Raw genomic sequence first — 24,917 nt, forward strand, 5'->3', positions numbered from 1 at the left:
TTCCGGGCCCGTATCCCCAATTCGGACCAGTGGTCGATCTCGCCTACACTCGGTGTCGTGCCACGTGGTGACGGTCGACTCAATCATGATCTGCTCCCCGGCGAGAAAGGCCCCCAGGACGCTTGCGGCGTCTTCGGAGTCTGGGCCCCGGGTGAAGAGGTCGCCAAGCTCACTTACTTCGGGCTCTACGCCCTCCAGCATCGAGGCCAGGAATCCGCGGGTATCGCGGTCAGCAACGGCTCCCAGATCCTCGTCTTCAAGGACATGGGTCTCGTCTCCCAGGTCTTCGACGAGACCTCGCTCGGTTCGCTCCAGGGTCATATCGCGGTCGGTCACGCCCGCTACTCGACCACCGGCGCCTCCGTATGGGAGAACGCCCAGCCGACGTTCCGTGCCACCGCGCACGGCTCCATCGCGCTCGGCCACAACGGCAACCTGGTCAACACGGCGCAGCTCGCCGAGATGGTCGCCGACCTCCCCAAGCAGGACGGCCGCACCACCCGGGTGGCCGCCACCAACGACACGGACCTGCTCACCGCGCTGCTCGCGGCCCAGGTCGACGACGACGGCAAGCCGCTGACCGTCGAGGAGGCCTCCGCGAGGGTCCTCCCGCAGGTCAAGGGCGCCTTCAGCCTCGTCTTCATGAACGAGCACACCCTGTACGCGGCCCGCGACCCGCAGGGCATCCGTCCGCTGGTCCTCGGCCGGCTGGAGCGCGGCTGGGTGGTCGCCTCCGAGTCCGCCGCCCTCGACATCTGCGGCGCCGCGTACGTCCGGGAGATCGAGCCGGGCGAGTTCGTCGCCATCGACGAGAACGGCCTGCGGACCTCCCGATTCGCGGAAGCGAAGCCCAAGGGCTGTGTCTTCGAGTACGTCTACCTGGCCCGTCCGGACACGGACATCGCCGGCCGGAACGTCTATCTGTCGCGTGTCGAGATGGGCCGCAAGCTCGCCGCGGAAGCCCCGGTCGAGGCCGATCTGGTGATAGCGACCCCGGAGTCCGGGACGCCCGCCGCCATCGGTTACGCGGAGGCCAGCGGCATCCCCTTCGGCGCGGGTCTGGTGAAGAACGCCTACGTGGGCCGGACCTTCATCCAGCCCTCGCAGACCATCCGGCAGCTGGGCATCCGTCTGAAGCTGAATCCCCTGAAGGAAGTCATCAAGGGGAAGCGGCTGGTCGTCGTCGACGACTCGATCGTTCGCGGCAACACCCAGCGCGCGCTGGTGCGCATGCTGCGCGAGGCCGGCGCCGCCGAGGTCCACATCCGGATCTCGTCCCCGCCCGTGAAGTGGCCCTGCTTCTTCGGCATCGACTTCGCGACCCGCGCCGAGCTGATCGCGAACGGCATGACCATCGAGGAGATCGGCACCTCGCTCGGCGCCGACTCGCTCTCGTACATCTCCCTCGACGGCATGATCGAGGCCACCACCATCGACAAGCCGAACCTGTGCCGCGCCTGCTTCGACGGCGAGTACCCGATGGAGCTTCCCGACCCCGAACTGCTCGGCAAGCAGCTCCTGGAGACCGAGCTGGCCGCGGGTCCCGCAGCCACGGCCGCGGCTGACGCCATCCGTCGCCCGTAAGTGCCGCAGAGCCCCGTTTCACCAACCCGAAAGATCCCAGGCAATGTCTTCTGTCTCTGATCAGTCGTCTCCGGCGGCGGGCCGCCCCTCCGGTGCCTCCTACGCGGCCGCCGGCGTCGACATCGAAGCGGGCGACCGCGCCGTGGAGCTGATGAAGGAGTGGGTGAGGAAGACGCAGCGCCCCGAGGTCCTCGGCGGCCTCGGCGGCTTCGCCGGCCTCTTCGACGCCTCCGCCCTGAAGCGGTACGAGCGCCCGCTGCTCGCCTCCGCCACGGACGGCGTGGGCACCAAGGTCGACCTGGCCCGACAGCTCGGCGTGTACGACTCCATCGGCCACGACCTGGTCGCCATGGTCATGGACGACATCGTGGTGTGCGGCGCCGAGCCGCTCTTCATGACCGACTACATCTGTGTCGGCAAGGTCCACCCGGAACGCGTCGCGGCCATCGTGAAGGGCATCGCCGAGGGCTGCGTCCTCGCGGGCTGTGCCCTGGTGGGCGGCGAGACGGCGGAACACCCGGGCCTGCTGGGTCCGGACGACTTCGATGTCGCGGGCGCCGGTACCGGCGTGGTCGAGGCCGACCGGCTGCTCGGGGCGGACCGTATCCGCTCCGGGGACGCGGTGATCGCCATGGCCGCCTCCGGACTTCACTCGAACGGGTACTCCCTCGTCCGGCACGTCCTCTTCGAGCGGGCGAGCCTCAGCCTCGACCAGCACATCGAGGAGTTCGGCCGGTCGCTCGGCGAGGAGCTGCTGGAGCCCACCAAGATCTACTCGCTGGACTGTCTGGCGCTCACCCGGACCACCGAGGTGCACGCCTTCAGCCACGTCACCGGCGGCGGTCTCGCGGCGAACCTGGCCCGGGTGATCCCGGACGGTCTGCACGCGATCGTCGACCGCGAGACCTGGACCCCGGCGCCCGTCTTCGACCTGGTCGGCCGGACCGGCGAGGTCGAACGGCTGGAGCTGGAGAAGACGCTGAACATGGGCGTCGGCATGATCGCGATCGTCCCCGAGGAATCGGCGGACGCGGCGCTCGCCACCCTCGGGGACCGCGGTGTGGACGCCTGGATCGCCGGTGAGATCACCGAGCGCGGCGAGCACACGACAGGCGCGGCCCTGATCGGCGACTACGCGAGCTGATGCCCGCCGGGCAGCACAAAACCCGGTCCGGCGCTGCTGCACCGGACCGGGTGAAGTGCGGTTCTCGTCAGAATTCTGCCGACAGAACCCGCCGACGGATGACCGGCGGCGAAGATCTGTCGGCAGAAGTCCGCCCAGCTGAATCTGCTACGGGAGATCGCGGAATCCGCGAGGGACGCTGTTGCGTCAAGCGCCGCGACGTTGAGACTGGGGACCGGACTGGTCGTCCTCGTCCTCGTCGTCGTCGTTGTAGAGATCCGCGTACTGAGCGTACGGGTCGTCTTCCTCGTCGTCGTCCTCGAACGGCTCGCCATTCGGCGGCTGGCTCGAAGTCGAAGCGCCCAGCTCATTGGCCAGGCGCGAGAGGTCAGTCCCGCCGCTGCTGTACTTCAGCTGGCGGGCGACCTTCGTCTGCTTGGCCTTTGCCCGGCCGCGCCCCATGGCTCGACCCCCTCGGATACGGGGCTCGGTGGCCCCAGAGTCTTGACACGCGTTCATGATCTGGAACGGGCTCTCCGTGGAGAGACCGGTCCGTAGGGCTTCCACGGTACCTGAGCCCGCGCCCATACGGTACGTCGCCCGCAGGACGCGCCTTCGCCCAGAACCTGCGAGGTGCCCTGTCCCCGCTGGTCAACCGCGATTTTAACCTCTTCTGGGCTCCCGACCCGCCGACAGGAGTGAGAGTTCTCTCCCAGTGTCCCCTCGGCGGGTCCCTGACAAGCAGCTGACAAGCGGCCGGCAAGCGGAAAATGAGCCGGAATAAGAGGTTCCGATTGTCCGGTTCCGTCAGCCGCGCAGCCGTGCCTCCGCCATCCGCTGCTCGGCGATCCGGTCGGCCGCGGCGGCCGGTGGAATCCCGTCCTCCTTCGCACGTGCGAATATGGCCAGCGTGGTGTCGAAGATCTTCGCGGCCTTCGCCCTGCACCGGTCGAAGTCGAAACCGTGGAGCTCGTCGGCGACCTGGATGACACCGCCCGCGTTCACGACGTAGTCCGGCGCGTACAGGATGCCGCGGTCCGCGAGGTCCTTCTCGACGCCCGGGTGCGCGAGCTGGTTGTTGGCGGCGCCGCACACGATCCGGGCCGTGAGGACCGGTACGGAGTGGTCGTCCAGGGCCCCGCCGAGCGCGCAGGGGGCGTAGATGTCTAGCCCCTCCACGCGGATCAGCGCCTCGGTGTCGGCGACGGCGGTGACCCCGGTCGGGTGCTTGTCCAGGATCCGGCGCACGGACTCGGGCCGCACGTCCGTGATGACGACCTCGGCGCCGTCCTGGCGCAGATGGTCCACGAGGTGGTGGCCCACCTTGCCGACGCCCGCGACACCCACCCTGCGGCCGCGCAGCGTCGGGTCGCCCCACAGGTGCTGGGCGCTCGCCCGCATGCCCTGGAAGACCCCGTAGGCGGTGAGCACCGACGAGTCGCCCGCGCCGCCGTTCTCCGGCGAACGGCCGGTCGTCCAGCGGTTCTCCCGGGCCACGACGTCCATGTCGGCGACGTAGGTGCCGACGTCGCAGGCGGTGACGTAACGCCCGCCCAGCGAGGCCACGAACCGGCCGTAGGCCAGCAGCAGATCCTCGCTCTTGATCTGCTCGGGGTCGCCGATGATGACGGCCTTGCCGCCACCGTGGTCGAGACCGGCCATGGCGTTCTTGTACGACATCCCGCGCGAGAGGTTCAGCGCGTCGGCGACGGCCTCCTCCTCGCTCGCGTACGGGTAGAAACGCGTTCCGCCGAGGGCGGGGCCCAGGGCGGTGGAGTGGATGGCGATGACGGCCTTGAGGCCGCTGGACTGGTCCTGGCACAGCACGACTTGCTCATGACCCCCCTGATCCGAGTGGAACAGGGTGTGCAGGACGCCGTCGGTTACGTCGGTCACTGTGGTGACTCCCAGGTAAGTAGCGGCGGTTGAGGACGGTGCCCGTGCGGATGGCGGGCGCCCGTGGGCACGAGGGTAGAGCCTGTGCCCGGTCACCATCCGCGCAGTGTTCAGGATCACCTTCTCCCGGAGTACGTTTCCGCACGGCCGTGGGACGATCTGCTGTGTTTTCCCGGTCGCTCGTGCGCCGGTGGGACACGGTCCCGTCCGGGTTTCGTGTCCGGTCCGATGGGGAGGGAGCAGAGGTGCCCAAGGTGTCCTCGGTGGTCGTCCCGTACGCGTCCTATCTGCGCGTCTACGAACCGTTGGCCGCCTTCGCGGAGCCGGAGCGCGGCCACTGGGCGCGCTACGCCCGGCGCGCGCGGCGTCCGTCGTACCAGGACGAACTGCGCCGCTCCCTGGCCGATCTGCTCCCCACGCCGCCGATCCCCGTGCCGGTGCACGAGAGCGCGGACGCGTTCGTGCTGGAGGTCGACGGGGTGGTCTGCGTCTGCCCGTGGCGCACCCGGCTGCGCGGCTGGCAGGCGCTGGGTGAACTCGCCGAGGAGTTGCCGGCGCCCGTCCTGGACGCGGTGCTGCCCCCGCTCGTCCGGCGTCAGGCCGCGCTGGACTACGAGCGGTGGATGGCCCGCAACCCCGACGCCCGTCCGTGGATCCGCACCTCGACCTGGCAGGTGCCGCTGAACTGGTTCGTGCTCGTCTCCGACGAGGAGCGGGAGTACGAGAAGGGCACGGGCGGCGACGGGGTGGCGCCGGTGCTGCGCTACCGGACGCCGATGGTGCAGGCCCGCCGGCGGACCGCGCGGGCGCTGAAGACACTGCGCGACACCCTCGACGAAGGGCCGCTCATCGACGGCCTGGTGGACGTGGGGCGCTGGCTGGAGGAGTTCCACCCGCGCTCGCTGGTCGAGCTGGACTACGGCGGTCTGGTGCACGCCCTGCCGGCCGGGCAGCTGGAGGACGACCACTCGGCGGCGGACGTCGCGGAGGGCATCGAGGCGCTGCGGAGCGGGGACGGCGCCACCGCGGGCGAGGCGTACGGACGGCTGGTGGAGCGCTGGCGCTCGGTCCGGGACCGGCAGTCGTCGAACTGAGGTCCGCCGGGTGGATCCGGTGGACCGGGTGGACCGTCCGGGACCCGCGTGCTGCGCGGGGTCGACGGGACGGGCGGGGCGGGCGCGACGCGGTGGGCCGGTGCGGCAGGCGGTGCCGTCGGGGTCGCGTCATGGTCCTGCCCGTGCCCTGTGACGCGGATCTCGGCCGACGGCAACCGAACTGACGTATGGTCCTGGCACGCCGAAGAGGTGCCACTGTGGGACGTACGTCCTGACTACGGGACGTAGGTCCCGATCCGGTCTTTTGCGTCAACGGCGTGTCAAGCGTGACGGATGGCACTTACCTGGCTCTTGCATCGCTTACCCCTCCCCGTGCCAAAATAGGACAAGGAGTCCGGGGAGGACTCCTTCTACCCGTGTTCGGGTGGAATCTCCGCATTGCACGCTATGGGGGGTCTGGTGACTCCTGATCGTCCTGTGACTGATCGTCACAGTGTCGTGACTGTCCGCTATGGCATGGTCCATCGGCTTCCGTCGCTGATGAACACCTGGGAGGGCAATTCCATCGGTTTGGCCGACGCGGCTGGACGGATGGTGTAGTTGTAGTGCCGAGGACAAGCCGTTCGTCCTATAACCGACTCGACTCGCGTCCGCCATTTCGGGCAACGCGGGTCAAGGTGCAGAATTTAGAGGAAAGAACCGAGAAGGTTCGGTTCTCCCGAGGAGGCCGCTCATGACCGCTCGCACCCCTGATGCCGAGCCGCTGCTGACCCCGGCTGAGGTTGCCACCATGTTCCGTGTCGACCCCAAGACGGTCACGCGGTGGGCGAAGGCCGGCAAGCTCACGTCGATCCGCACGCTCGGCGGGCACCGCCGCTACCGCGAAGCGGAGGTCCGTGCACTGCTCGCGGGCATTCCGCAGCAGCGCAGCGAGGCCTGAACAACTACATAACCGGACAATCCGGCAGCTCCCCCAACCCGCCGGAGGGTCCGAACCACAGCTTCAAGCGACGCGGGTCCTGCCCCAACAGGGCTCACGCCCGACCCAGTTCCACTCGTGACAAGGGTGCGTCGTCGATCGCGCTGGACTCCGCCGGGTCCAGCGCGATTTTTTTGTGCCCCGCCCGGGTCCCGAGCCGGGGCCGCCGCCGCCCTCCCGGTGCTCCGTCGGCGCCCCGGGCGAGCCGCCTCGACGCCCCGTGCGGGTGACCGGAGGGCGGGTGCGTGGGCGGTACGGAGGGTCTGTGCGCGGCCTTGTGTGGGTCTGGGGAGGGGTGTCGGATCTCCTGTGGGAGTCCTCGACAGGTGGTGCAATTGCACATATTAAATTGACCAGTTGTAGGTGGGGTGTAAGTTTCGCTCTTCTGAAAACTTATGCGGTGACACCCGTCACATGCCAGAGTCCTTGTCGCTCACGACGCCCCTGCGCTAAAGGAGTTGGAGCGCGGGTGTATTCCCCGGAGGGCTCAGGCCTTGGAGGGAGTCTCGTCCTCGGCCGCCATCTCGTCCTCCTCCCCGAGCGCCGCGGGTTCCGTGGCCAGTCGCAGGAGCTGATGGCAGATCGGGCAGTGCCGCGTCAGATGGCGGTACCCGGAGGCGGCCGACAAATGGGCGCGGAGCAGGGCGCGCGTCTCGTGCCGGGCCGATGCCGCCATGGGCCACCTCCAAGGGGTCGAGAGCCCTGGCTTCCGGGGTACCGGGGGAAGGTGGCGTCGTCAAGACGCGGGAGCGCGGCGGGCGGTGCCACGCCCGGGGGCACGGGACGCGTGGGGGGGAGCACGCCCGGGAGAGGCGTACGGGGGCACCGCACGCACGGGGTGCGGTACGCACGGGGGTGCCGGACACGTATGGACACCGGGCACGGAGGGACGCCGGGCACGGAGGGACGCCGGGCACGGAGGGACGCCGGGCACGGAGGGGCACCGGACGCACGAGAGCCCGGGTCCGAAGACCCGGGCTCTCGTATCTACTGCGGTCCTGACGGGATTTGAACCCGCGGCCTCCACCTTGACAGGGTGGCGAGCACTCCAAACTGCTCCACAGGACCAGGTTTCGCAGTCACTTTCTTGCGCTGTGCTGCGAGAAGAGACTGTACAGGAGGGTGAGCCCGGGGTCGAACTCACCCACCGTGCGGGGTCCGTCACGGTGCCGCGGCGTCGATCGCCTTCACGATGCGCTTGTCGGAGACGGGGTACGCCGTGCCGAGCGCGTGGGCGAAATAGCTGACCCTGAGCTCCTCGATCATCCAGCGGATGTCCAGGACCTGTCGCGGGACCGGACGGCCCTGCGGCAACTGCTCCAGGAGCCAGGCGTACTCGTCCCGCATCTCGTGGACCTTCTCCATCCGGGTGGTGTCCCGCTGGACGTTGGTCGGCATCTGCTGCAGCCGGCGGTCCGCGGCCACCAGATAGCGCATGAGGTCCGCCAGCCGCCGCAGACCGGTCGCCGTGACGAAGCCGGGCTTCACGAGGGCGTCCAGCTGCCCTCGTACGTCCGCGAGGTTGGCCAGCAGCACGGTGCTCCTGACGCCCTTCAGGCGGCGCTCACAGGCCTGCCAGGCGGCCAGCACCTGCTGCACCTGGCCGACCGTACGGACCGTCGTGTCGACGATCTCGGCGCGCACCCTGTCGTACAGCTTGCGGTACGACTCCTCGTCCCACGCCGGGCCTCCGAAGTCACCGATCAGCTTGTCCGCCGCGGCCGTCGCGCAGTCGTCGAAGAGGGCCTGCACGGTGCCGTGCGGATTGGCGGACAGGGCGAGCTTCTGGGCGTTCGTCAGCTTGTCCGAGGCGAACTTGCCCGGGTTCACCGGGATGTTCCGCAGGATCAGCCGCCGGGTGCCCTTCCACATGGCCTCGGCCTGCTCGGCCTCGGTGTCGAAGAGACGCACGGAGACCGTGTCGCCGTCGTCCACCAGGGCCGGGTAAGCCTTGACCGGCTGGCCCGCCCGGCGGGTCTCGAAGACGCGCGCCAGCGAGCCGATCGTCCAGTCCGTGAGACCCGTGCGCTCCAGGGACTCGCCGCCCTCGCGCTCCGCCGTCGCCGCGGCGGCCTGCGAGATCGCCTTGCGGGCCTTCGGCTTCAGCTGGAGCTGCAGCGCCTGGAGGTCCTTGTCCTCGGCGAGGTTGCGGCGCCGCTCGTCGACGATCCGGAAGGTGATCTTGAGGTGGTCGGGGACCCGGGACCAGTCGAAGTCGTCGGCGGTGAGCGTGACACCGACCATGCGCTTCAGCTCGCGGGCCATCGTCGTCGTCAGCGGCTCCTGGAGGGGGACCGCACGGTCGAGGAAGGCCCGCGCGACGTTCGGGGCGGGCACGTAGTTGCGGCGGATCGGCTTGGGGAGGGAACGGATCAGCTCCGTCACGACGTCCTCCCGCAGGCCGGGGATCTGCCAGTCGAAGCCCTCGTCCGTCACCTGGTTCAGGACCTGGAGCGGGATGTGGACGGTCACGCCGTCGGCGTCCGCGCCCGGCTCGAACTGGTAGGTCACACGGAACTTGAGACGCCCCTGCCGCCACGAGTCGGGGTAGTCGTCCTTGGTGACGGCCCCCGCCTTCTCGTTGATGAGCATCGAACGTTCGAAGTCGAGGAGCTCGGGCTCGTCCCGGCGCTTGTGCTTCCACCAGGAGTCGAAGTGCGCCCCGGACACGACGTGTTCCGGCACCCGCTGGTCGTAGAAGTCGAAGAGTGTCTCGTCGTCGACCAGGATGTCCCGGCGCCGGGCGCGGTGCTCCAGCTCCTCCACCTCGGTCAGCAGTCTGCGGTTGTCCGCGAAGAACTTGTGGTGCGTGCGCCAGTCGCCCTCGACGAGGGCGTTGCGGATGAAGAGCTCGCGCGAGGTCTCCGGGTCGATCCGCCCGTAGTTGACCTTCCGCTGGGCGACGATCGGCACGCCGTACAGCGTGACCTTCTCGTAGGCCATCACGGCCGCCTGGTCCTTCTCCCAGTGCGGTTCGCTGTACGTCCGCTTGAGGAGGTGACCGGCCAGGGGCTCGACCCACTCGGGCTCGATCCGCGCGTTGACCCGCGCCCACAGCCGGGACGTCTCCACCAGCTCGGCCGACATCACGAAACGCGGGGGCTTCTTGAAGAGCGCCGAACCGGGGAAGACCGCGAACTTGGCGCCGCGGGCACCCAGGTACTCGTTCTTGCCGCCGCCACGGCCGCTCTCGCCGCCGGTCTCCTTCACGTCCTTCATACCGACGTGCGAGAGCAGGCCCGCCAGGAGCGAGACATGGACGGCCTGGCCGGCCGCGTCCTCCTCGTTCAGATGGATGCCCATCTGCTTGGCCACCGTGCGCAGCTGGGTGTAGATGTCCTGCCACTCGCGGATGCGGAGGAAGTTCAGGAACTCCTGCTTGCACATGCGGCGGAAGGCGGAGGAACCGCGCTCCCGCTGCTGCTCGCGGACGTACCGCCACAGGTTCAGGAAGGCGAGGAAGTCGCTGGTCTCGTCGCGGAAGCGGGCGTGCTGCTGGTCGGCCTGCGTCTGCTTGTCGGAGGGGCGCTCGCGCGGGTCCTGGATGGACAGCGCCGCGGCGATCACCATGACCTCGCGCGCGCAGCCGTTCTTGTCGGCCTCCAGCACCATCCGGGCCAGGCGGGGGTCGACGGGGAGCTGGGCAAGTTTGCGGCCGGTGTCGGTGAGGCGCTTGCGCGCGTCCTTCTGTTCCGGGTCCAGCGCGCCCAGTTCCTGGAGCAGCTGGACGCCGTCACGGATGTTGCGGTGGTCCGGCGGGTCGATGAAGGGGAACTTCTCGATGTCGCCGAGGCCGGCCGCGGTCATCTGGAGGATGACGCTCGCCAGGTTCGTGCGGAGGATCTCGGCGTCCGTGAACTCCGGCCGGGCGGCGAAGTCGTCCTCGGAGTACAGGCGGATGCAGATGCCGTCGGAAGTACGTCCGCAGCGGCCCTTGCGCTGGTTGGCGCTGGCCTGCGAGACGGGTTCGATCGGCAGGCGCTGGACCTTGGTGCGGTGGCTGTAGCGGGAGATGCGGGCGGTGCCCGGGTCGATGACGTACTTGATGCCCGGGACGGTGAGCGAGGTCTCCGCGACGTTCGTCGCCAGCACGATCCGGCGGCCGGTGTGCGGCTGGAAGACCCGGTGCTGCTCGGCGTGGGAGAGACGGGCGTAGAGGGGGAGGACCTCGGTGAAGCGGTAGTTCTTCTTGGTGAGCGCGTCCGCCGTGTCGCGGATCTCGCGCTCGCCGGAGAGGAAGACGAGGATGTCGCCCTTGCCCTCGGCCTGCAGCTCCTCCACGGCGTCGGTGATCGCGGTGATCTGGTCGCGGTCCGCGTCGTCGCCCTCCTCCTCCAGCAGGGGGCGGTAGCGGACCTCCACGGGGTAGGTGCGGCCGCTGACCTCGACGATGGGGGCGTCGCCGAAGTGCCGGGAGAAGCGCTCGGGGTCGATGGTCGCGGAGGTGATGACGACCTTGAGGTCCGGCCGCTTGGGAAGCAGCTGGGCGAGGTAGCCCAGCAGGAAGTCGATGTTGAGGGACCGCTCGTGGGCCTCGTCGATGATGATCGTGTCGTAGGCGCGCAGCTCGCGGTCGGTCTGGATCTCGGCGAGCAGGATGCCGTCCGTCATGAGCTTGACGAAGGTGCCGTCCGGGTCGACCTGGTCGGTGAAGCGCACCTTCCAGCCGACGGCCTGGCCGAGCGGGGTGTCCAGCTCCTCGGCGACCCGCTCGGCCACCGTGCGGGCGGCGATGCGGCGGGGCTGGGTGTGGCCGATCATGCCGCGGACGCCGCGGCCGAGTTCGAGGCAGATCTTGGGGATCTGCGTGGTCTTGCCGGAGCCGGTCTCACCGGCGACGATCACGACCTGGTGGTCGCGTATGGCGTCGGCGATGTCCGTCTTCTTCTGGCTGACCGGGAGCTGCTCGGGGTACGTGACGGCGGGCACGCGGGAGCGGCGCTCGGCCATGCGGGTCTCGGCCCTGGTGACCTCCGCGTCGATCTCGGCGAACACGGCGGAGCGGGCCTCGGGCTTGCGGATCCGGCGCGCGCCCTCGAGCCTGCGGCCGAGCCGGTGCGCGTCGCGCAGGGACAGCTCGGCCAGGCGGGGGGCGAGATCGCCGAGGGCGGGGGCAGGGTGCGTAGACATACGCGGTCCAGGATCTCACCTCGGCGAAATTCCTGGCGAACGGTTTTGGGCCGGGCGTGGGGCGGCTCAGGGGGTGCGCTGTGCCGGGGGCTCGGGGGAGGCGGCGGCGGTGTGCCCGGGGGAGGCGGCGGGTGTGCGCCCGGGCGCGGCGGCGGACTCGGGCGCTGGCTCCCGGCGGGGGCGGTTCTCGATGGCCATGGACCGGGCGGTGTTGGAGACGGCCTTGATGCCCAGATAGGCGGTGGTCATGCTGCTCACGGCGGTGAAGGCGGCGGTGAGCACGCCGACGATCACGGCCTTGTCGCCGTCGAGCCGCCAGACGCCGAAGACCGTCACGCCCGAGATCGCGAGGATGCTGACGACCACGGCGAGCAGCCCGTAACGGGCCCGTTCCTTCTCCAGCTCGGTGTCCCGGACAGCTCTGGACTCGTCCCGGCTCATGTCTTCCCCGCCCCGAAGAAACCTGCTTGATCGGCCGACCGGCCAGAACATAGCGGCGGCCGGGTGCTGGTGCCAAGCGGGCCCGTCCGGAGGCCCAGGAGCGACGAAAGCCCCCTCCGGTCGAGCCGGAGGGGGCCTTCATTCTTGTGGCTGGGGCCGGGGTCGAACCGGCGACCTATCGCTTTTCAGGCGATCGCTCGTACCAACTGAGCTACCCAGCCACGAGGTTTCCGGGGAAACCTCAGCGGTCCTGACGGGATTTGAACCCGCGGCCTCCACCTTGACAGGGTGGCGAGCACTCCAAACTGCTCCACAGGACCAAGCTGTTGCGTGCGACGCGTGAACAGTGTCGCACACGGTGTTGCGTGCCCCCAACGGGATTCGAACCCGTGCTACCGCCTTGAAAGGGCGGCGTCCTAGGCCGCTAGACGATGAGGGCTATCGGCCCGCCTGGGCGCTTCCTCAGCGCGTCGGGGACGTGAGAAGCATATGGGATGGCGGGAGGTATCGCCAAAACGGTTTACGGGGCCGTCCGCGAGGGGCCGGGAGAGGTGGGCGGGGTGGTTGAGGCGGAGGCGCCGGGAACCGTGGGTGACGGGGACGGGAGGGCGCCCGGGTGGTTCTCCTTCGGGAGGTGGCGGCTGACCTCGGCCGTGGTGAGCCCGAGGCCGCCCAGCCGGATCTCGTCCCAGGCCTGGAGGCGGCGGGTGTCCCGGTCCAGGTAGAGGACCGAGGCCTCGATGGGGTCCGGGTAGGTGCCCTCGATCGCGCGCAGTCCGCTGCCGCCCGTCGAGCCCTCGACGCGCAGGCGGGTGCCGTACTTCATGACCTCCGTCTGTTCGTGGTGCAGGTGGCCGGCCAGGACCAGGGGCACCTCGCCGTCCGTCAGCCGGGCCGCGGAGGGTTCGTGGGCGATCGCGACGTCGACGGGGGTGCCCGCGGCGCGCTGGTCGCGCAGGGCGGAGGCGAGGCGGGCGCCGGCCAGTTCCTCCGCGGCGCCGCCGCCGGGCGCGACCGAGCGGTCGGGGGTGAACTGCGGGTCCCCGATGCCCGCGAAGCGCAGGCCGGCGACCGTGAGCGCGCGGCCGTCGTCCAGGACGTGCGCGTTCTTCAGGTGTTCCAGGTAGCGCTGGGTGACGCGGCTGTCGTGGTTGCCCCTGACCCAGACGTAGGGGGCGCCCAGGTCCGCTATCGGGTCCAGGAAGCCGTTCTCGGCCGCGGTGCCGTGGTCCATGGTGTCGCCCGAGTCGACTATCACGTTGATGTCGTACTGCTTCACCAGCGAGGCGATGATCTTCCAGGCGGCCGGGTTGAGGTGGACGTCGGAGACGTGCAGGACCCGGATGGTGCTGGGGTCCGGTTCGTAGGCCGGGAGCGTGGAGGTGACGTCGTACAGCTTCGTCACGTTCGTCACCAGGCGGGCGAGTTCCTTCTGGTAGACGTCGAACTCGCTGACGATGCTGCGGGCGTTGCCGACCAGCGAGGGGGCGGAGGAGAGCAGGCCCGAGTACTTCGGCTCCAGCACGGAGTCCGGGTTCCAGGTGGCGAAGGCCGTCGCCCCCGAGGCGGCGAGCAGGGTGAGGGCCAGTCCGCCGGCTGCCAGGGCGCGGCGGGGCCGGCGGTAGACCGCGAGGCCGAGCGCGGTGGCCCCGGAGACGACCGCGACGCAGGACCGGACGGCGAGGTCGAGGGTGCCGTGTTCGACGTCCCGCGCGACCTCCTCCTGAAGGCCGGAGAGGCGTTCCGGGTGGTCGACCAGGACCTGTGCGCGGACCGGGTCCAGCTGGTCGACGTTGACGTCGAGCCGGACGGGGGCGACATGGCTGTCGAGTTCGAGGGCGCCCAGCGGCGAGACGTTTATCTTCGTGCCGCCGGTCACCGACGGGCGCAGGGTCATCGTGGTGTTCATCGGGCCGACCGGGACGCGCACGTTGCCCACGATGAGCAGGCCCAGCCAGGCGCCGAGCAGGACGACGGCCGTCAGGCCGAGCGCTCGGGCGTACGGGGACGGCTGCTGCACGAGTTCCTGGGCCAGGGGGCGGACACGCGGGGTGCGGCGGACGCGGCTGCCGAGGGCGCGGCAGCGGCGGGCCAGGGCGGTCGTGGGGACGGTTACGGCAGCGGGGACGCGGGCCATTGGTCCCGTATGCCCAAGGGGGCGGGCGGGTATGCGGTGCGGCACGGGCGGGCGGACGCGCCCGTGCCCGGCGGGTTCGGTGCCCCCGGCGCCTCCCCGGTGTGCCGTGCGGGGCCGTCGTCGGCTCTCCCGCGGGGCGCTCGTGCCGGACAATGGCCTTGTGCTGGAGATGACGCGCGAGGAGTTCGAGGAACTGGTCGCCGAGTCGTTGGACCGGATTCCCCCGGAGCTGACACGGCTGATGGACAACGTGGCGGTGTTCGTCGAGGACGAGCCGGACCCGTCCGACCCGGAGCTGCTCGGGCTCTACGAGGGGACCCCGCTGACCGATCGCGGGGAGTGGTACGCGGGGGTGTTGCCGGACCGGATCACGGTCTACCGGGGTCCCACGCTGCGGATGTGCGCGACCCGGGAGGACGTGATCGCGGAGACCGAGGTGACCGTGGTGCACGAGATCGCCCACCACTTCGGGATCGACGACGAGAGGCTGCACGCGCTGGGCTACGGGTGAGCCGTCCGGCGGGCGGGCGCCTTCGCGTGTCCTCCTGCGGGCGGCGGGAGTTGGACAGGGGGACTCCCCGAACTTCCCCGGGCTCTCGGGAGCGATCGAGCGGGGGAGACCCCAACCGGAGGTGGCTGCCCGTGCGCGCCCTGTACGTACCCGTCCGTCTGGCCGCCACGGTCATCGTCGCCGCGGCCGCCGCCGGCTGCATGAGTGTGGGTGACGACGCGGGCCGCCCCGAGCCCGCGCACTCGGCCGGGCACCGCGGCCACGGGGCACCGGACGGAGGGTCCGGGGGCGGCGGGGGCGCCGGGTTCCACGGGGGGACGGGGGCGAAGGGGGGCGGCCCGGACCGGCCCGGCGCGTCGCCGTCGGGGAAGGCGTCCGCGTCCGCGTCGGCGTCGGGCACGGCGAAGCCGTCCGGCGGGGCGAGCGGGAACGGGGACGGGAAGGGCCGGCCGGCCCGGCCCGGCCCGTCCGGCGGTGAGCCGAGTCCCACCCGCGCGACGTCCGATCCCACACCCCCGCCTCCGCCTCCGCCCCCGCCCTCGTCGCCGTCCCCCGAGCCGAGTACGGCGGAGCCCTCGTCGTCCGCGCACGAACAGGGCACCCAGATGCTGAACCGGATGCCGGCGCCGCGGGCCGGGCTGCCGGTCCGGCACGGCCGGTGGTGACACGGATCGCACGGCCGTTGGTGACGCGGACCGCACGGCCGGTGGTGACGCGGACGGTGCGGACCGGAAGGGATGAGGTCGGCGGGGGACGCGGGGACGCGAGGGACGAGAGAGGTGAGGGGGCCGGGGAATAGGTTCGGAGACGGCCGTGTTCCTCTTCCCGTACGCGCCTGACCTGGCTCTTCGGGGCCGGTTTGCCTTCAGGGGTGAGGGGTGCGTATGGTAGTAGATCGTTTGATCCCATTTGCCCGGCGCCAACGCAGAGAGCGCCGCGTGGCGCGTACTCTCCCTTGCCGTGGCCGGACCGCATAGAGGCGGTCGATTGCGACTTCACGGAGTTTGGGCGCGTGCCGAAGAACTCCGGAAGGTTCGCATTTCGCATGTCTGTTTCCAGTACTGATCACGTCGTCGTGCCCGAGAACAACGAGGGCGTCAACGTCGACACCATCGAGGGCGTCGAGACCACCGTCGAGACCACGGAAGCCGTCGAGGCCTCCGCCCCCGAGATCACCTTCGCCGACCTCGGTCTCCCCGAGGGCGTCGTCCGCAAGCTCGCCCAGAACGGTGTGACCAGCCCGTTCCCGATCCAGGCCGCGACCATCCCGGACGCCCTGGCCGGCAAGGACATCCTCGGCCGCGGCCGCACCGGCTCCGGCAAGACCCTCTCCTTCGGTCTGCCGACCCTGGCGCAGCTCGCCGGCGGCCACACCGAGAAGAAGAAGCCGCGCGCCGTCATCCTGACGCCGACCCGTGAGCTGGCCATGCAGGTCGCCGACGCGCTGCAGCCCTACGGCGACGTCCTCGGCCTGAAGATGAAGGTCGTCTGCGGCGGTACGTCGATGGGCAACCAGATCTACGCCCTGGAGCGCGGCGTCGACGTCCTCGTCGCCACCCCGGGCCGTCTGCGCGACATCATCAACCGCGGCGCCTGCTCCCTGGAGAACACCCAGATCGCCGTCCTCGACGAGGCCGACCAGATGTCGGACCTGGGCTTCCTGCCCGAGGTCACCGAGCTGCTCGACCAGATCCCGGCCGGCGGCCAGCGGATGCTGTTCTCCGCCACGATGGAGAACGAGATCTCCACGCTGGTCAAGCGCTACCTGAGCAACCCGGTCACGCACGAGGTCGACAGCGCCCAGGGCAACGTCACGACCATGTCGCACCACATCCTCATCGTGAAGCCCAAGGACAAGGCGCCGGTCACCGCGGCGATCGCCTCCCGCAAGGGCCGCACGATCATCTTCGTCCGCACCCAGCTGGGCGCCGACCGCATCGCCGAGCAGCTCCGCGACGCCGGTGTGAAGGCCGACGCGCTGCACGGCGGCATGACGCAGGGCGCCCGTACGCGGACGCTGGCCGACTTCAAGGACGGTTACGTCAACGCGCTCGTCGCGACCGACGTCGCCGCCCGCGGCATCCACGTCGACGGCATCGACCTGGTCCTGAACGTGGACCCGGCCGGTGACCACAAGGACTACCTGCACCGCTCCGGCCGCACCGCGCGCGCCGGCCGCTCCGGCACCGTCGTGTCGCTGTCGCTGCCGCACCAGCGCCGCCAGATCTTCCGGCTGATGGAGGACGCGGGCGTCGACGCCGCGCGTCACATCATCAACTCCGGTACGGCCTTCGAGCCCGAGGTCGCCGAGATCACCGGCGCCCGGTCGATGACCGAGGTCCAGGCGCAGTCGGCGGGCGACGCCGCCCAGCAGGCCGAGCGCGAGGTCACGCAGCTCACCAAGGAGCTGGAGCGCGCGCAGCGTCGTGCCGCCGAGCTGCGCGGTGAGGCCGACCGTCTGGTCGCCCGTGCCGCGCGCGAGCGGGGCGAGGACCCGGAGACCGCGGTCGCCGCGGCCGCCGAGGCCGTGGTCGAGCAGGCGGCGGCCGAGGCTCCCGCCGAGGCGCCGGCCGTCGAGTCCGAGCAGACCGCGGAGCGTCCGTCCTACGAGCAGCCGCGTCAGCGCCGTGACGAGCGGGGCAACTACGAGCGTCGTGACAACGACCGTGGTGGTTTCCGCCGTGACGACAACCGCGGGGGCGGCTTCAACCGCGACGACCGCGGTGGTTTCCGCCGGGACGACCGCCGGGACGGTGACCGTGGTGGCTTCCGCCGCGACAACGACCGCCGGGACGACCGTGGCGGCCGCTCCTTCGAGCGCCGTGACGACAACCGCGGGGGCGGCTTCAACCGCGACGACCGTGGCGGCCGTTCTTTCGAGCGTCGTGACAACGACCGTGGTGGCTTCCGCCGTGACGACAACCGCGGGGGCGGCTTCAACCGCGACGACCGCGGCGGCCGTTCCCCCGAGCGCCGGGACGGCGACCGTGGCGGTTTCCGCCGGGACGACCGCCGGGACGGTGACCGTGGTGGCTTCCGCCGCGACAACGACCGTGGCACCGGCGGCCGTTCGTTCGAGCGCCGTGACGACCGTGGCGGCCACCGGGGAAGCGACCGTCCCTTCAACCGCGACCGTCAGGGCGACCGTCCCTCGGGCGGCGGCTTCCGTACCGGCGGCCACGACCGTCCCTACGCCCGCCGGGACGACCACCGCGGCACCGGCACCGGCCCGGGCACCGGCGGCGGCTTCCGCCGCGACGAGAAGCCGCGCTGGAAGCGCAACGGCTGATCCGCCGGACCGATCCGGTGAACTGACGCCGGCGCACCACCAGGACTGAGAAGGGCCCGTACGACATCCCCGTCGTACGGGCCCTTCGGCGTCCCACGGGGACTTCGCGGTCGCCGCGGAGAGCGCGCCGTCGTACCCGGGATGGGTCCAGCGGGTGGCACTGGTGTACGACGACTGTACGACGACGAGGTGGACGCGATCCGGCCGTACGTCGACGGCCGACCGGCGGCAGGTGCCGCGTACTCCTACGCCGCGAAGACCGCCGGCCCCTTTCGGACCGGACGGGCCGCGACCGCCGACGGCCGGGGCGGGCACACGCGGGGCCGGGTCGGCGGGGTGCGCGCCCGCACCGGTGCGCCCGCACGGACCCGGGTCGCGCAACCGGCGGGACGGGGCCACGGAGGTCCGACGGGCCGGGGGCGGGGGCGTGGGGGCTTGTTCCGGCCCGGTCACGGTCGAGTTTCGGCCGTAGTGCGACGCATGTCGGGCTCCCGGCGAGGGAATCGCTGGGGGCATGACAAACGACGTCAAGGCGAGTGGGCCGTCGGACGAAGAGCGGCTTGCCCAGCTCGGCTACACGCAGGTTCTCGCCCGCCGCATGTCGGCGTTCTCCAACTACGCGGTCTCCTTCACGATCATCTCGGTGCTCTCGGGCTGTCTGACGCTGTATCTGTTCGGGATGAACACCGGCGGTCCCGCCGTGATCACCTGGGGCTGGGTCGCCGTCGGACTGATGACGCTGTTCGTCGGTCTGGCCATGGCCGAGATCTGTTCGGCCTATCCGACCTCCGCCGGGCTGTACTTCTGGGCGCACCGCCTGGCCCCCGAGCGTTCCGCGGCGGCCTGGGCGTGGTTCACGGGGTGGTTCAACGTCCTCGGGCAGGTCGCCGTGACCGCGGGCATCGACTTCGGCGCCGCGTCCTTCCTGGGCGCCTACCTGAACCTGCAGTTCGATTTCGAGGTCACCCCGGGCCGGACGATCCTGCTCTTCGCGGGCATCCTGGTCCTGCACGGGCTGCTCAACACCTTCGGGGTGCGGATCGTCGCCCTGCTGAACGACATCAGTGTGTGGTGGCACGTCCTGGGCGTCGGGGTGATCGTGGGCGCCCTCGCCTTCGTGCCGGACCACCACCAGTCCGCGTCCTTCGTCTTCACGCACTTCGTGAACAACACCGGCTGGGGCAGCGGTGTGTACGTCGTCCTCGTCGGGCTGCTGATGGCGCAGTACACGTTCACCGGATACGACGCCTCCGCCCACATGACGGAGGAGACGCACGACGCGTCGACGGCCGGTCCCAAGGGCATCGTGCAGTCCATCTGGACGTCGTGGGTGGCCGGTTTCGTCCTCCTGCTCGGCTTCACCTTCGCCATCCAGTCGTACGACAAGGAGCTGGGCTCGGCGACCGGCGCGCCGCCGGCCCAGATCCTGCTGGACGCGCTGGGGGCCACCGCGGGCAAGCTCCTGCTGCTGGTCGTGATCGGCGCGCAGCTGTTCTGCGGAATGGCGTCCGTGACCGCCAACAGCCGCATGATCTACGCCTTTTCGCGTGACGGGGCACTGCCGTTCTCCCGGGTCTGGCACACCGTGAGCCCGCGCACGCGCACCCCGGTCGCGGCGGTGTGGCTGGCGGCGCTGGGGGCGCTGGTGCTGGGGCTGCCCTACCTCATCAACGTGACCGCGTACGCGGCCGTGACGTCGATCGCCGTGATCGGGCTGTACATCGCCTACGTCATCCCGACGCTGCTGCGGCTGCGCAAGGGGGAGGCGTTCGAACGGGGGCCGTGGCATCTGGGCCGGTGGTCGCGGGCGATCGGCGTGGTCTCGGTCGCCTGGGTGGCCGTCATCACCGTGCTGTTCATGCTGCCGCAGGTCTCCCCGGTCACCTGGGAGACGTTCAACTACGCCCCGGTCGCCGTCCTCGTGGTCCTGGGGTCCGCCGCGGCCTGGTGGACGGCCTCGGCGCGCCACTGGTTCCTCAACCCCGACCACGCCCGTACCCGCGCCCGTGAGGCGGCGCGCAAGGGCGCGCCGGAGCCGGTCGATCCGTAGCCCCGCGCGTGCCCGGTCCCCGGCCGTGCGCACCTCGGCGCGGCCGGGAGGCCGATACCCGATCGGAGTCCGGGCCTCGTCCGGCTATGCTCGGGGATGCGTCGGCGCGTGAGGGATGCGGGCCGGTGTGTGGACCCTTAGCTCAATTGGCAGAGCAGTGGACTTTTAATCCATTGGTTGTGGGTTCGAGTCCCACAGGGTCTACCGACGAGCCCCGGGCCGGATACGTATCCGGCCCGGGGCTCCGGTGTGTTGGGGGTGGCGGGCTCAGCCCGCCGTGAGCTCCGGCAGCGGGAGCGTGTGCTGGGTCTGCAGGACCTTCGCGCGGAGGTAGCGCACGTTGTGGGCCGTGGTGAAGACGCCCGTCGGCACGCGGTGGGAGACCTCGATGCCGAGGTCGCGGAGCTGCTCGGCCTTGTCGGGGTTGTTGGAGAGCAGGTCCAGGGAACCGACGCCGAGGGCCCGCAGCATCTGGGCGGCCGCCGTGTAGTCGCGGTCGTCCTCGGGGAGGCCCAGGGCGGCGTTGGCGGCGTAGGTGTCGAGGCCCTGGTCCTGGAGGGCGTATGCGTCGAGCTTGTTGTAGAGGCCGATGCCGCGGCCCTCCTGACGCAGGTACAGGAGCACACCGCCCCGTTCCGCGATCCGTTCCACCGCCTCGCGCAGCTGGGGGCCGCAGTCGCAGCGGGCCGAGCCGAAGACGTCACCGGTCAGGCATTCGGAGTGCAGCCGCACCAGCGGGTCCTGGCCCACTTCGCCGAGTACGACGGCGAGGTGTTCCCGGCCGTCGGCCAGACCGTGGAAGGTGACCAGCTCCGCGTCGACCGAGTAGCCGTCGCCGAAACGCAGGGGCACGGCGACGCGGGTGCGCACCGTGGCGGTGGGGAAGTCGCGCATGTTGTCTCTCCGGTCCAGCGGGTCGGTGGCAGTGGTTTCCGGGAACTGTGCTTCATATTTGAAGCACATCCTCGGAAGCCGACCGTACCTGATGCTTTAAAGTTCAAGCAACACTTCGGGGAGGGATGAGCCGACCGCGGCTCGTCCGCCCCGCCCGCCCGCCTCGTCCGTGCGCCCTCAGGAGGAACGCCGGCGCCAGGGCAGATCTTCCCCCTGGGCCCCGGGTGTCTCCCCCTGGAGGCCGCGCGTGACGCTCGCGCAGATCTCCTCCAACTGCCCCACCTGCTCAGGGGTCAGCCGGTCGAAGAGCGCCGTGCGCACCTGCTCGACATGCCCGGGCGCCGCCCGCTCCAGGACCGTCATACCCTCGTCGGTGAGGACCGCGACCTGGCCGCGCCGGTCCGTGGGGCAGCCCTCGCGCCGCACCAGGCCGTCGTTGGCCAGCCGGGTCACGCCGTACGTCAGCCGGCTGCGGGTGATCTTCAGGACCTCGGCGAGCTCGGTCATCCGCAGCCGGCGCTCCGGAGCCTCGGACAACATGGCCAGGATGGAGTAGTAGAGGTGGGGCATGCCGGTCTCGGCCTGGAGCTGCCGGTCGATCGCGTCCTCCAGCAGCGAGGTGGCGGCGATGTACGAGCGCCAGGCGCGTTGCTCGGCGGGGGTGAGCCAGCGGGTCGTCATGCCACCAGTCTAGGTATTGTTCAAAAGTTGAACCACTTGTTCGTCCAGCAGTCCCCAGTTCCCCAGCCCGCACCGATCGCCCGGCGCGCGCAGACCCGGAGGCAGCGTCCCATGCCCCATCCCCATGTCCTGTTGTCCGCCGCCGTCTCCCTCGACGGCTTCCTGGACGACACCGGCCCCGAGCGGCTGCTGCTCTCGGGTCCGGCCGACTTCGACCGGGTCGACGAGGTGCGGGCGTCCTGCGACGCGATCCTGGTCGGCGCGGGCACCATCCGCTCGGACAACCCGCGGCTCCTCGTCAACTCCGCCGAGCGGCGCGCGGCCCGGGTCGCCGGGGGCCGCCCCGCCTACCCGTTGAAGGTCACCGTCAGCGGGTCGGGCGACCTCGACCCCGGCGCGCGCTTCTGGCACACCGGCGGCGAGAAGATCCTCTACACCACCGACAAGGGGGCCGAACGGGCCGCCGGGCTGCGCGGTCCGGACGTCGACGTGGTGGCGACGGGGGCCGAAGTCGACTGGCGCGCCGTGCTCGAACACCTCCATGACGTACGGGGGGTGCGCCGCCTCATGGTCGAGGGCGGCGGACGGGTGCACACCCAGCTGATGACCCAGGGGCTGGCCGACGAGCTGCAGCTCGCCGTCGCACCGCTCTTCGTGGGCCAGGCGGACGCGCCGCGGCTCTTCGGCCCCGGGGGATACCCGCCCGGCCGGATGCGGCTGGTGGAGACCCGGGCGGTGGGCGACGTCGTCCTCATCCGCTACGTCCCCACCGCGCCCGGCACCGGCGGCCTTGCCGCCGCCGCGGACCGGCACTGGCTGGGGGTGGCGTGCGAGCTGGCCGCGCTGTGCCCGCCGTCGCGGACCGCGTTCAGCGTGGGCGCGGTGGTGGTGGCCGCGGACGGCACCGAGCTGGCCCGCGGACACTCGCGGGAGGGGGACGACCCCGTCGCGCACGCCGAGGAGGCGGCCCTCGCCAAGATCCCCGCGGGGGATCCGCGGCTGGCCTCCGCCACGGTCTACAGCAGTCTGGAACCGTGCGCCCGCCGGGCCTCGCGGCCCGCGCCCTGCGCCCGGCTCATCCTCGACGCGGGGGTGCGCAGGGTGGTGACCGCCTGGCGGGAACCGGACACCTTCGTGACGGACGCGGACGGGAACGGGCTGCTGGCGGCCGCGGGGGCGGACGTCGTGGTGCTCCCGGAGTTCGAGGAGCGGGCCACGGCACCGAACCGGCACCTCCTCGGGGACGGCTGAGCGCCGGGCGCTGACCCCGGGGGCCGGGAGCGAGGGGCCCGTCTCCCGGAGGGCCTTCCGGCGCACCGGGCGACGGTCGTGGCTCGGGGAAAAGGCCTGGTCGTGGGACGTGCGTAAACGGGTGTGCTCGGGGGGTCGAACATGGCGTACACTGGTGTCAACGACGCGGGGTGGAGCAGCTCGGTAGCTCGCTGGGCTCATAACCCAGAGGTCGCAGGTTCAAATCCTGTCCCCGCTACTGAAGGCCAAGGGCCGGAACTCGGATTCACGAGTTCCGGCCTTTGGTGTTTCCGACTCTTGGTGTTTCCGGCCCTGGTGCTTTCGGTCGTTCATGTCTCCCTTCGGTGTTTCCGGCCCCGGCGTTGCCCGCCCCCCGGCGAGAGGGAACGGTCACTCTCACCCGTACGAGTGCCGGCGCCGGTGCCGTCGCTCGGTCGGTCCACACCGCTGGCCCCCTCCCCCCGCTCCGTGAAACCTGTACGGGTGGGGCAGCGAGGAGGTGCGTGGCGGGCCGAAAGGCCCGACGGCCGGCCGGACCGGCGGCCACCCGGCGGCCCCGTGCCCGGTCCGGGACCGGACGGCGAGCCGTCGCGGGTGCGGGCCGGCACGGACCCGGGCCGGATCTCCCACACCTGGACCCTGGTACGGGCACTGCCGGTACTGCTCGTCGTCAGCGCGGTGGCCTACGACCTCGCGACGCCGCCCGACTTCACCGCCGCCCCGCTCTTCACGGCCGCCCCGCTCGTCGCCGCGCCGCTGTTCTCGCTGCGTGGCACCTTCCTCACGGGGCTCCTGACGCTGGCCGCGCTGCTCGCGCTCCGCCTCAGGCTCGGTCTGCGGATGGGGATCGGCTCGGTCACCGAGGTCGTCACGGTGGCGACCGTCGTCGTCATCGCGCTCCTCATCAACGTCCTCGTCCGCCGCTCGGACGAACGGCTCGCCTCGGCCCGCCAGATCGCCGAGGCCGCGCAGCGCGCCGTGCTGCCCGAACCCGAGGCACGGATCGGCGGCCTGGAGGTGGCGGCGCGCTACGAGGCGGCCCAGGAGGGCGCGTCCATCGGCGGCGACCTGTACGCGGTGCAGGACACGCCGCACGGCGTACGGCTGGTGGTGGGCGACGTCCGCGGCAAGGGCATGGGCGCGGTGGCCGCCGTCGCGGTGCTCATCGGGGCGTTCCGTGAGGCGGCCGAACAGGAGGCGACGGTGGAGGCGGTCGCACGGCGGCTGGAACGCGCGCTGGCGCGCGAGGGCGCCCGGCGCGGCGGCCTGGACGCCTTCGAGGGCTTCACCACGGCCGTGCTCGCGGAGATCCCGCACGACGGCGAATCGGTACGGATCGTCCACCGGGGGCATCCGCCGCCGCTGCTCCTGCACGAGGACGGCACGTTGGCCGTCCTCGCCGTCGAGAACCCCGCGCTGCCGCTCGGGATGGGCGACCTGGACGCCCGGCCCGACCGCGCCGGGACGGTGGACTTCCCGGCCGGGTCCACGCTCCTTTTCCACACCGACGGTCTGTCCGAGGCCCGCGACCGCCACGGCCGCTTCTACGAGCCTGCCGAACGGCTCGCGGGGCGGACGTTCCGTGATCCGGAGGCTCTGCTGACCGCGCTCGCGACGAGTGTCCGCCGGTACACCGGGGGCGCCCTGGCCGACGACATGGCGCTGCTCGCGGTCCGGCGCCCCCGGGAGACGCCGGGGCTCCTCGAACACGGTGACGAGGAGTAGCCGGACGGTGTCCCTCCGCGTAACGACTGACACACCGTCAGAACGGATGGCGAAAACCCGCTGGGGCCAACTCGCCCGCTTTCCCCCGGTCATGCCCCGTAAGTCCTGGCCAAGAGTGCGCAATGATCCGAACGAACGGCTTGGAATCCGGTACCCGAGTCTATTAACGTT

The 24,917-nt window shown here is 70.9% G+C and carries 17 protein-coding genes and 6 tRNA genes; 11 read left to right on the forward strand and 12 right to left on the reverse strand.

Annotated features, from left to right (window positions below; all coding sequences use genetic code 11):
- Positions 1-57: 57 nt before the first annotated feature.
- Positions 58-1,584 (forward strand): amidophosphoribosyltransferase, encoded by a 1,527-nt coding sequence (gene purF, locus OG776_RS22375; protein WP_329322416.1) that lies wholly within the window; start codon positions 58-60, stop codon positions 1,582-1,584.
- Between the two features lie 43 nt (positions 1,585-1,627).
- Positions 1,628-2,728 carry a phosphoribosylformylglycinamidine cyclo-ligase gene (gene purM / locus OG776_RS22380; protein WP_329322418.1) on the forward strand — a complete coding sequence of 367 codons (1,101 nt, stop codon included), beginning with the start codon at positions 1,628-1,630 and terminating at the stop codon, positions 2,726-2,728.
- A gap of 186 nt (positions 2,729-2,914) precedes the next feature.
- Here purM and OG776_RS22385 read toward each other — a convergent pair whose 3' ends face one another.
- Together OG776_RS22385 and OG776_RS22390 are read right to left on the reverse strand one after the other, a co-directional pair.
- Positions 2,915-3,169 (reverse strand): DUF3073 domain-containing protein, encoded by a 255-nt coding sequence (locus OG776_RS22385; RefSeq protein ID WP_037615441.1) that lies wholly within the window; start codon positions 3,167-3,169, stop codon positions 2,915-2,917.
- Between the two features lie 345 nt (positions 3,170-3,514).
- Complete coding sequence (locus tag OG776_RS22390; RefSeq protein WP_329322420.1) at positions 3,515-4,603, reverse strand: Leu/Phe/Val dehydrogenase; 1,089 nt, start codon at positions 4,601-4,603, stop codon at positions 3,515-3,517.
- Positions 4,604-4,848: 245 nt separating this feature from the next.
- Between OG776_RS22390 and OG776_RS22395 the strand changes: the two genes are divergently transcribed.
- The gene (locus OG776_RS22395) at positions 4,849-5,697 is read left to right on the forward strand and encodes a hypothetical protein (RefSeq protein ID WP_148009152.1); all 849 of its coding nucleotides are present in this window, start codon (positions 4,849-4,851) and stop codon (positions 5,695-5,697) included.
- Between the two features lie 694 nt (positions 5,698-6,391).
- Positions 6,392-6,598: a developmental transcriptional regulator BldC gene (gene bldC / locus OG776_RS22400; RefSeq protein WP_003949541.1), complete on the forward strand. Its 207-nt coding sequence runs from the start codon at positions 6,392-6,394 to the stop codon at positions 6,596-6,598.
- Between the two features lie 526 nt (positions 6,599-7,124).
- On the opposite strand, the gene OG776_RS22405 is transcribed toward bldC, so the two are convergent.
- The 8 genes from OG776_RS22405 to OG776_RS22440 all read right to left on the reverse strand — a co-directional run bounded on the left by OG776_RS22405 (position 7,125) and on the right by OG776_RS22440 (position 14,345).
- Complete coding sequence (locus OG776_RS22405; RefSeq protein WP_329322423.1) at positions 7,125-7,313, reverse strand: DUF6274 family protein; 189 nt, start codon at positions 7,311-7,313, stop codon at positions 7,125-7,127.
- A 317-nt stretch (positions 7,314-7,630) separates the two neighbouring features.
- Positions 7,631-7,705 (reverse strand) — tRNA-Asp (locus OG776_RS22410).
- Positions 7,706-7,798: 93 nt separating this feature from the next.
- Positions 7,799-11,767, reverse strand: coding sequence for an ATP-dependent RNA helicase HrpA (gene hrpA / locus OG776_RS22415; RefSeq protein WP_148009150.1), 3,969 nt, complete (start codon positions 11,765-11,767; stop codon positions 7,799-7,801).
- 66 nt (positions 11,768-11,833) lie between these two features.
- On the reverse strand, positions 11,834-12,208 hold the full coding sequence (locus tag OG776_RS22420; RefSeq protein ID WP_329322426.1) for a hypothetical protein: 375 nt from the start codon (positions 12,206-12,208) through the stop codon (positions 11,834-11,836).
- 147 nt (positions 12,209-12,355) lie between these two features.
- A tRNA-Phe gene (locus OG776_RS22425) sits at positions 12,356-12,429 on the reverse strand.
- A gap of 24 nt (positions 12,430-12,453) precedes the next feature.
- Positions 12,454-12,528 (reverse strand) — tRNA-Asp (locus tag OG776_RS22430).
- Positions 12,529-12,574: 46 nt separating this feature from the next.
- Positions 12,575-12,647 (reverse strand) — tRNA-Glu (locus OG776_RS22435).
- Between the two features lie 81 nt (positions 12,648-12,728).
- Positions 12,729-14,345 (reverse strand): metallophosphoesterase, encoded by a 1,617-nt coding sequence (locus tag OG776_RS22440; RefSeq protein ID WP_329322428.1) that lies wholly within the window; start codon positions 14,343-14,345, stop codon positions 12,729-12,731.
- Between the two features lie 160 nt (positions 14,346-14,505).
- Here OG776_RS22440 and OG776_RS22445 point away from each other — a divergent pair, with 160 nt between their 5' ends.
- The 4 genes from OG776_RS22445 (at position 14,506) to OG776_RS22460 (ending at position 20,399) form a co-directional block, all read left to right on the forward strand.
- A complete protein-coding gene (locus OG776_RS22445) occupies positions 14,506-14,856 on the forward strand; it encodes a metallopeptidase family protein (protein ID WP_187285606.1) in 351 nt (116 codons plus the stop codon).
- 1,045 nt (positions 14,857-15,901) lie between these two features.
- Positions 15,902-18,145 carry a DEAD/DEAH box helicase gene (locus tag OG776_RS22450; protein WP_148009149.1) on the forward strand — a complete coding sequence of 748 codons (2,244 nt, stop codon included), beginning with the start codon at positions 15,902-15,904 and terminating at the stop codon, positions 18,143-18,145.
- Between the two features lie 514 nt (positions 18,146-18,659).
- On the forward strand, positions 18,660-20,195 hold the full coding sequence (locus OG776_RS22455) for an amino acid permease (protein WP_148009148.1): 1,536 nt from the start codon (positions 18,660-18,662) through the stop codon (positions 20,193-20,195).
- A gap of 131 nt (positions 20,196-20,326) precedes the next feature.
- Positions 20,327-20,399, forward strand: a tRNA-Lys gene (locus OG776_RS22460).
- 63 nt (positions 20,400-20,462) lie between these two features.
- On the opposite strand, the gene OG776_RS22465 is transcribed toward OG776_RS22460, so the two are convergent.
- Positions 20,463-21,089 carry a GTP cyclohydrolase II gene (locus tag OG776_RS22465; protein WP_148009147.1) on the reverse strand — a complete coding sequence of 209 codons (627 nt, stop codon included), beginning with the start codon at positions 21,087-21,089 and terminating at the stop codon, positions 20,463-20,465.
- A gap of 177 nt (positions 21,090-21,266) precedes the next feature.
- Entirely contained in the window at positions 21,267-21,770 is a 504-nt protein-coding gene (locus tag OG776_RS22470; protein ID WP_148009146.1) for a MarR family winged helix-turn-helix transcriptional regulator, read from the reverse strand.
- Positions 21,771-21,881: 111 nt separating this feature from the next.
- Between OG776_RS22470 and OG776_RS22475 the strand changes: the two genes are divergently transcribed.
- From OG776_RS22475 to OG776_RS22485, 3 genes are all read left to right on the forward strand, one after another.
- Positions 21,882-23,021, forward strand: coding sequence for a dihydrofolate reductase family protein (locus OG776_RS22475; RefSeq protein WP_148009145.1), 1,140 nt, complete (start codon positions 21,882-21,884; stop codon positions 23,019-23,021).
- Between the two features lie 164 nt (positions 23,022-23,185).
- A tRNA-Met gene (locus OG776_RS22480) sits at positions 23,186-23,259 on the forward strand.
- Positions 23,260-23,579: 320 nt separating this feature from the next.
- Complete coding sequence (locus OG776_RS22485) at positions 23,580-24,746, forward strand: PP2C family protein-serine/threonine phosphatase (protein WP_148009144.1); 1,167 nt, start codon at positions 23,580-23,582, stop codon at positions 24,744-24,746.
- The last annotated feature ends 171 nt before the right edge of the window (positions 24,747-24,917 follow it).

Origin of the sequence: Streptomyces sp. NBC_01689 (genome assembly GCF_036250675.1) — a bacterium.
In the GTDB taxonomy this organism is placed as follows: domain Bacteria; phylum Actinomycetota; class Actinomycetes; order Streptomycetales; family Streptomycetaceae; genus Streptomyces.

Bases quoted from the DNA above. Each gene is read 5' to 3' on its own strand.
- purM (WP_329322418.1), top strand. From the start codon at position 1,628: ATGTCTTCTGTCTCTGATCAGTCGTCTCCGGCGGCGGGCCGCCCCTCC.
- OG776_RS22385 (WP_037615441.1), bottom strand. From the start codon at position 3,169: ATGGGGCGCGGCCGGGCAAAGGCCAAGCAGACGAAGGTCGCCCGCCAG.
- bldC (WP_003949541.1), top strand. From the start codon at position 6,392: ATGACCGCTCGCACCCCTGATGCCGAGCCGCTGCTGACCCCGGCTGAG.
- OG776_RS22405 (WP_329322423.1), bottom strand. From the start codon at position 7,313: ATGGCGGCATCGGCCCGGCACGAGACGCGCGCCCTGCTCCGCGCCCAT.
- hrpA (WP_148009150.1), bottom strand. From the start codon at position 11,767: ATGTCTACGCACCCTGCCCCCGCCCTCGGCGATCTCGCCCCCCGCCTG.
- OG776_RS22420 (WP_329322426.1), bottom strand. From the start codon at position 12,208: ATGAGCCGGGACGAGTCCAGAGCTGTCCGGGACACCGAGCTGGAGAAG.
- OG776_RS22440 (WP_329322428.1), bottom strand. From the start codon at position 14,345: ATGGCCCGCGTCCCCGCTGCCGTAACCGTCCCCACGACCGCCCTGGCC.
- OG776_RS22450 (WP_148009149.1), top strand. From the start codon at position 15,902: ATGTCTGTTTCCAGTACTGATCACGTCGTCGTGCCCGAGAACAACGAG.
- OG776_RS22455 (WP_148009148.1), top strand. From the start codon at position 18,660: ATGACAAACGACGTCAAGGCGAGTGGGCCGTCGGACGAAGAGCGGCTT.
- OG776_RS22465 (WP_148009147.1), bottom strand. From the start codon at position 21,089: ATGCGCGACTTCCCCACCGCCACGGTGCGCACCCGCGTCGCCGTGCCC.
- OG776_RS22470 (WP_148009146.1), bottom strand. From the start codon at position 21,770: ATGACGACCCGCTGGCTCACCCCCGCCGAGCAACGCGCCTGGCGCTCG.
- OG776_RS22475 (WP_148009145.1), top strand. From the start codon at position 21,882: ATGCCCCATCCCCATGTCCTGTTGTCCGCCGCCGTCTCCCTCGACGGC.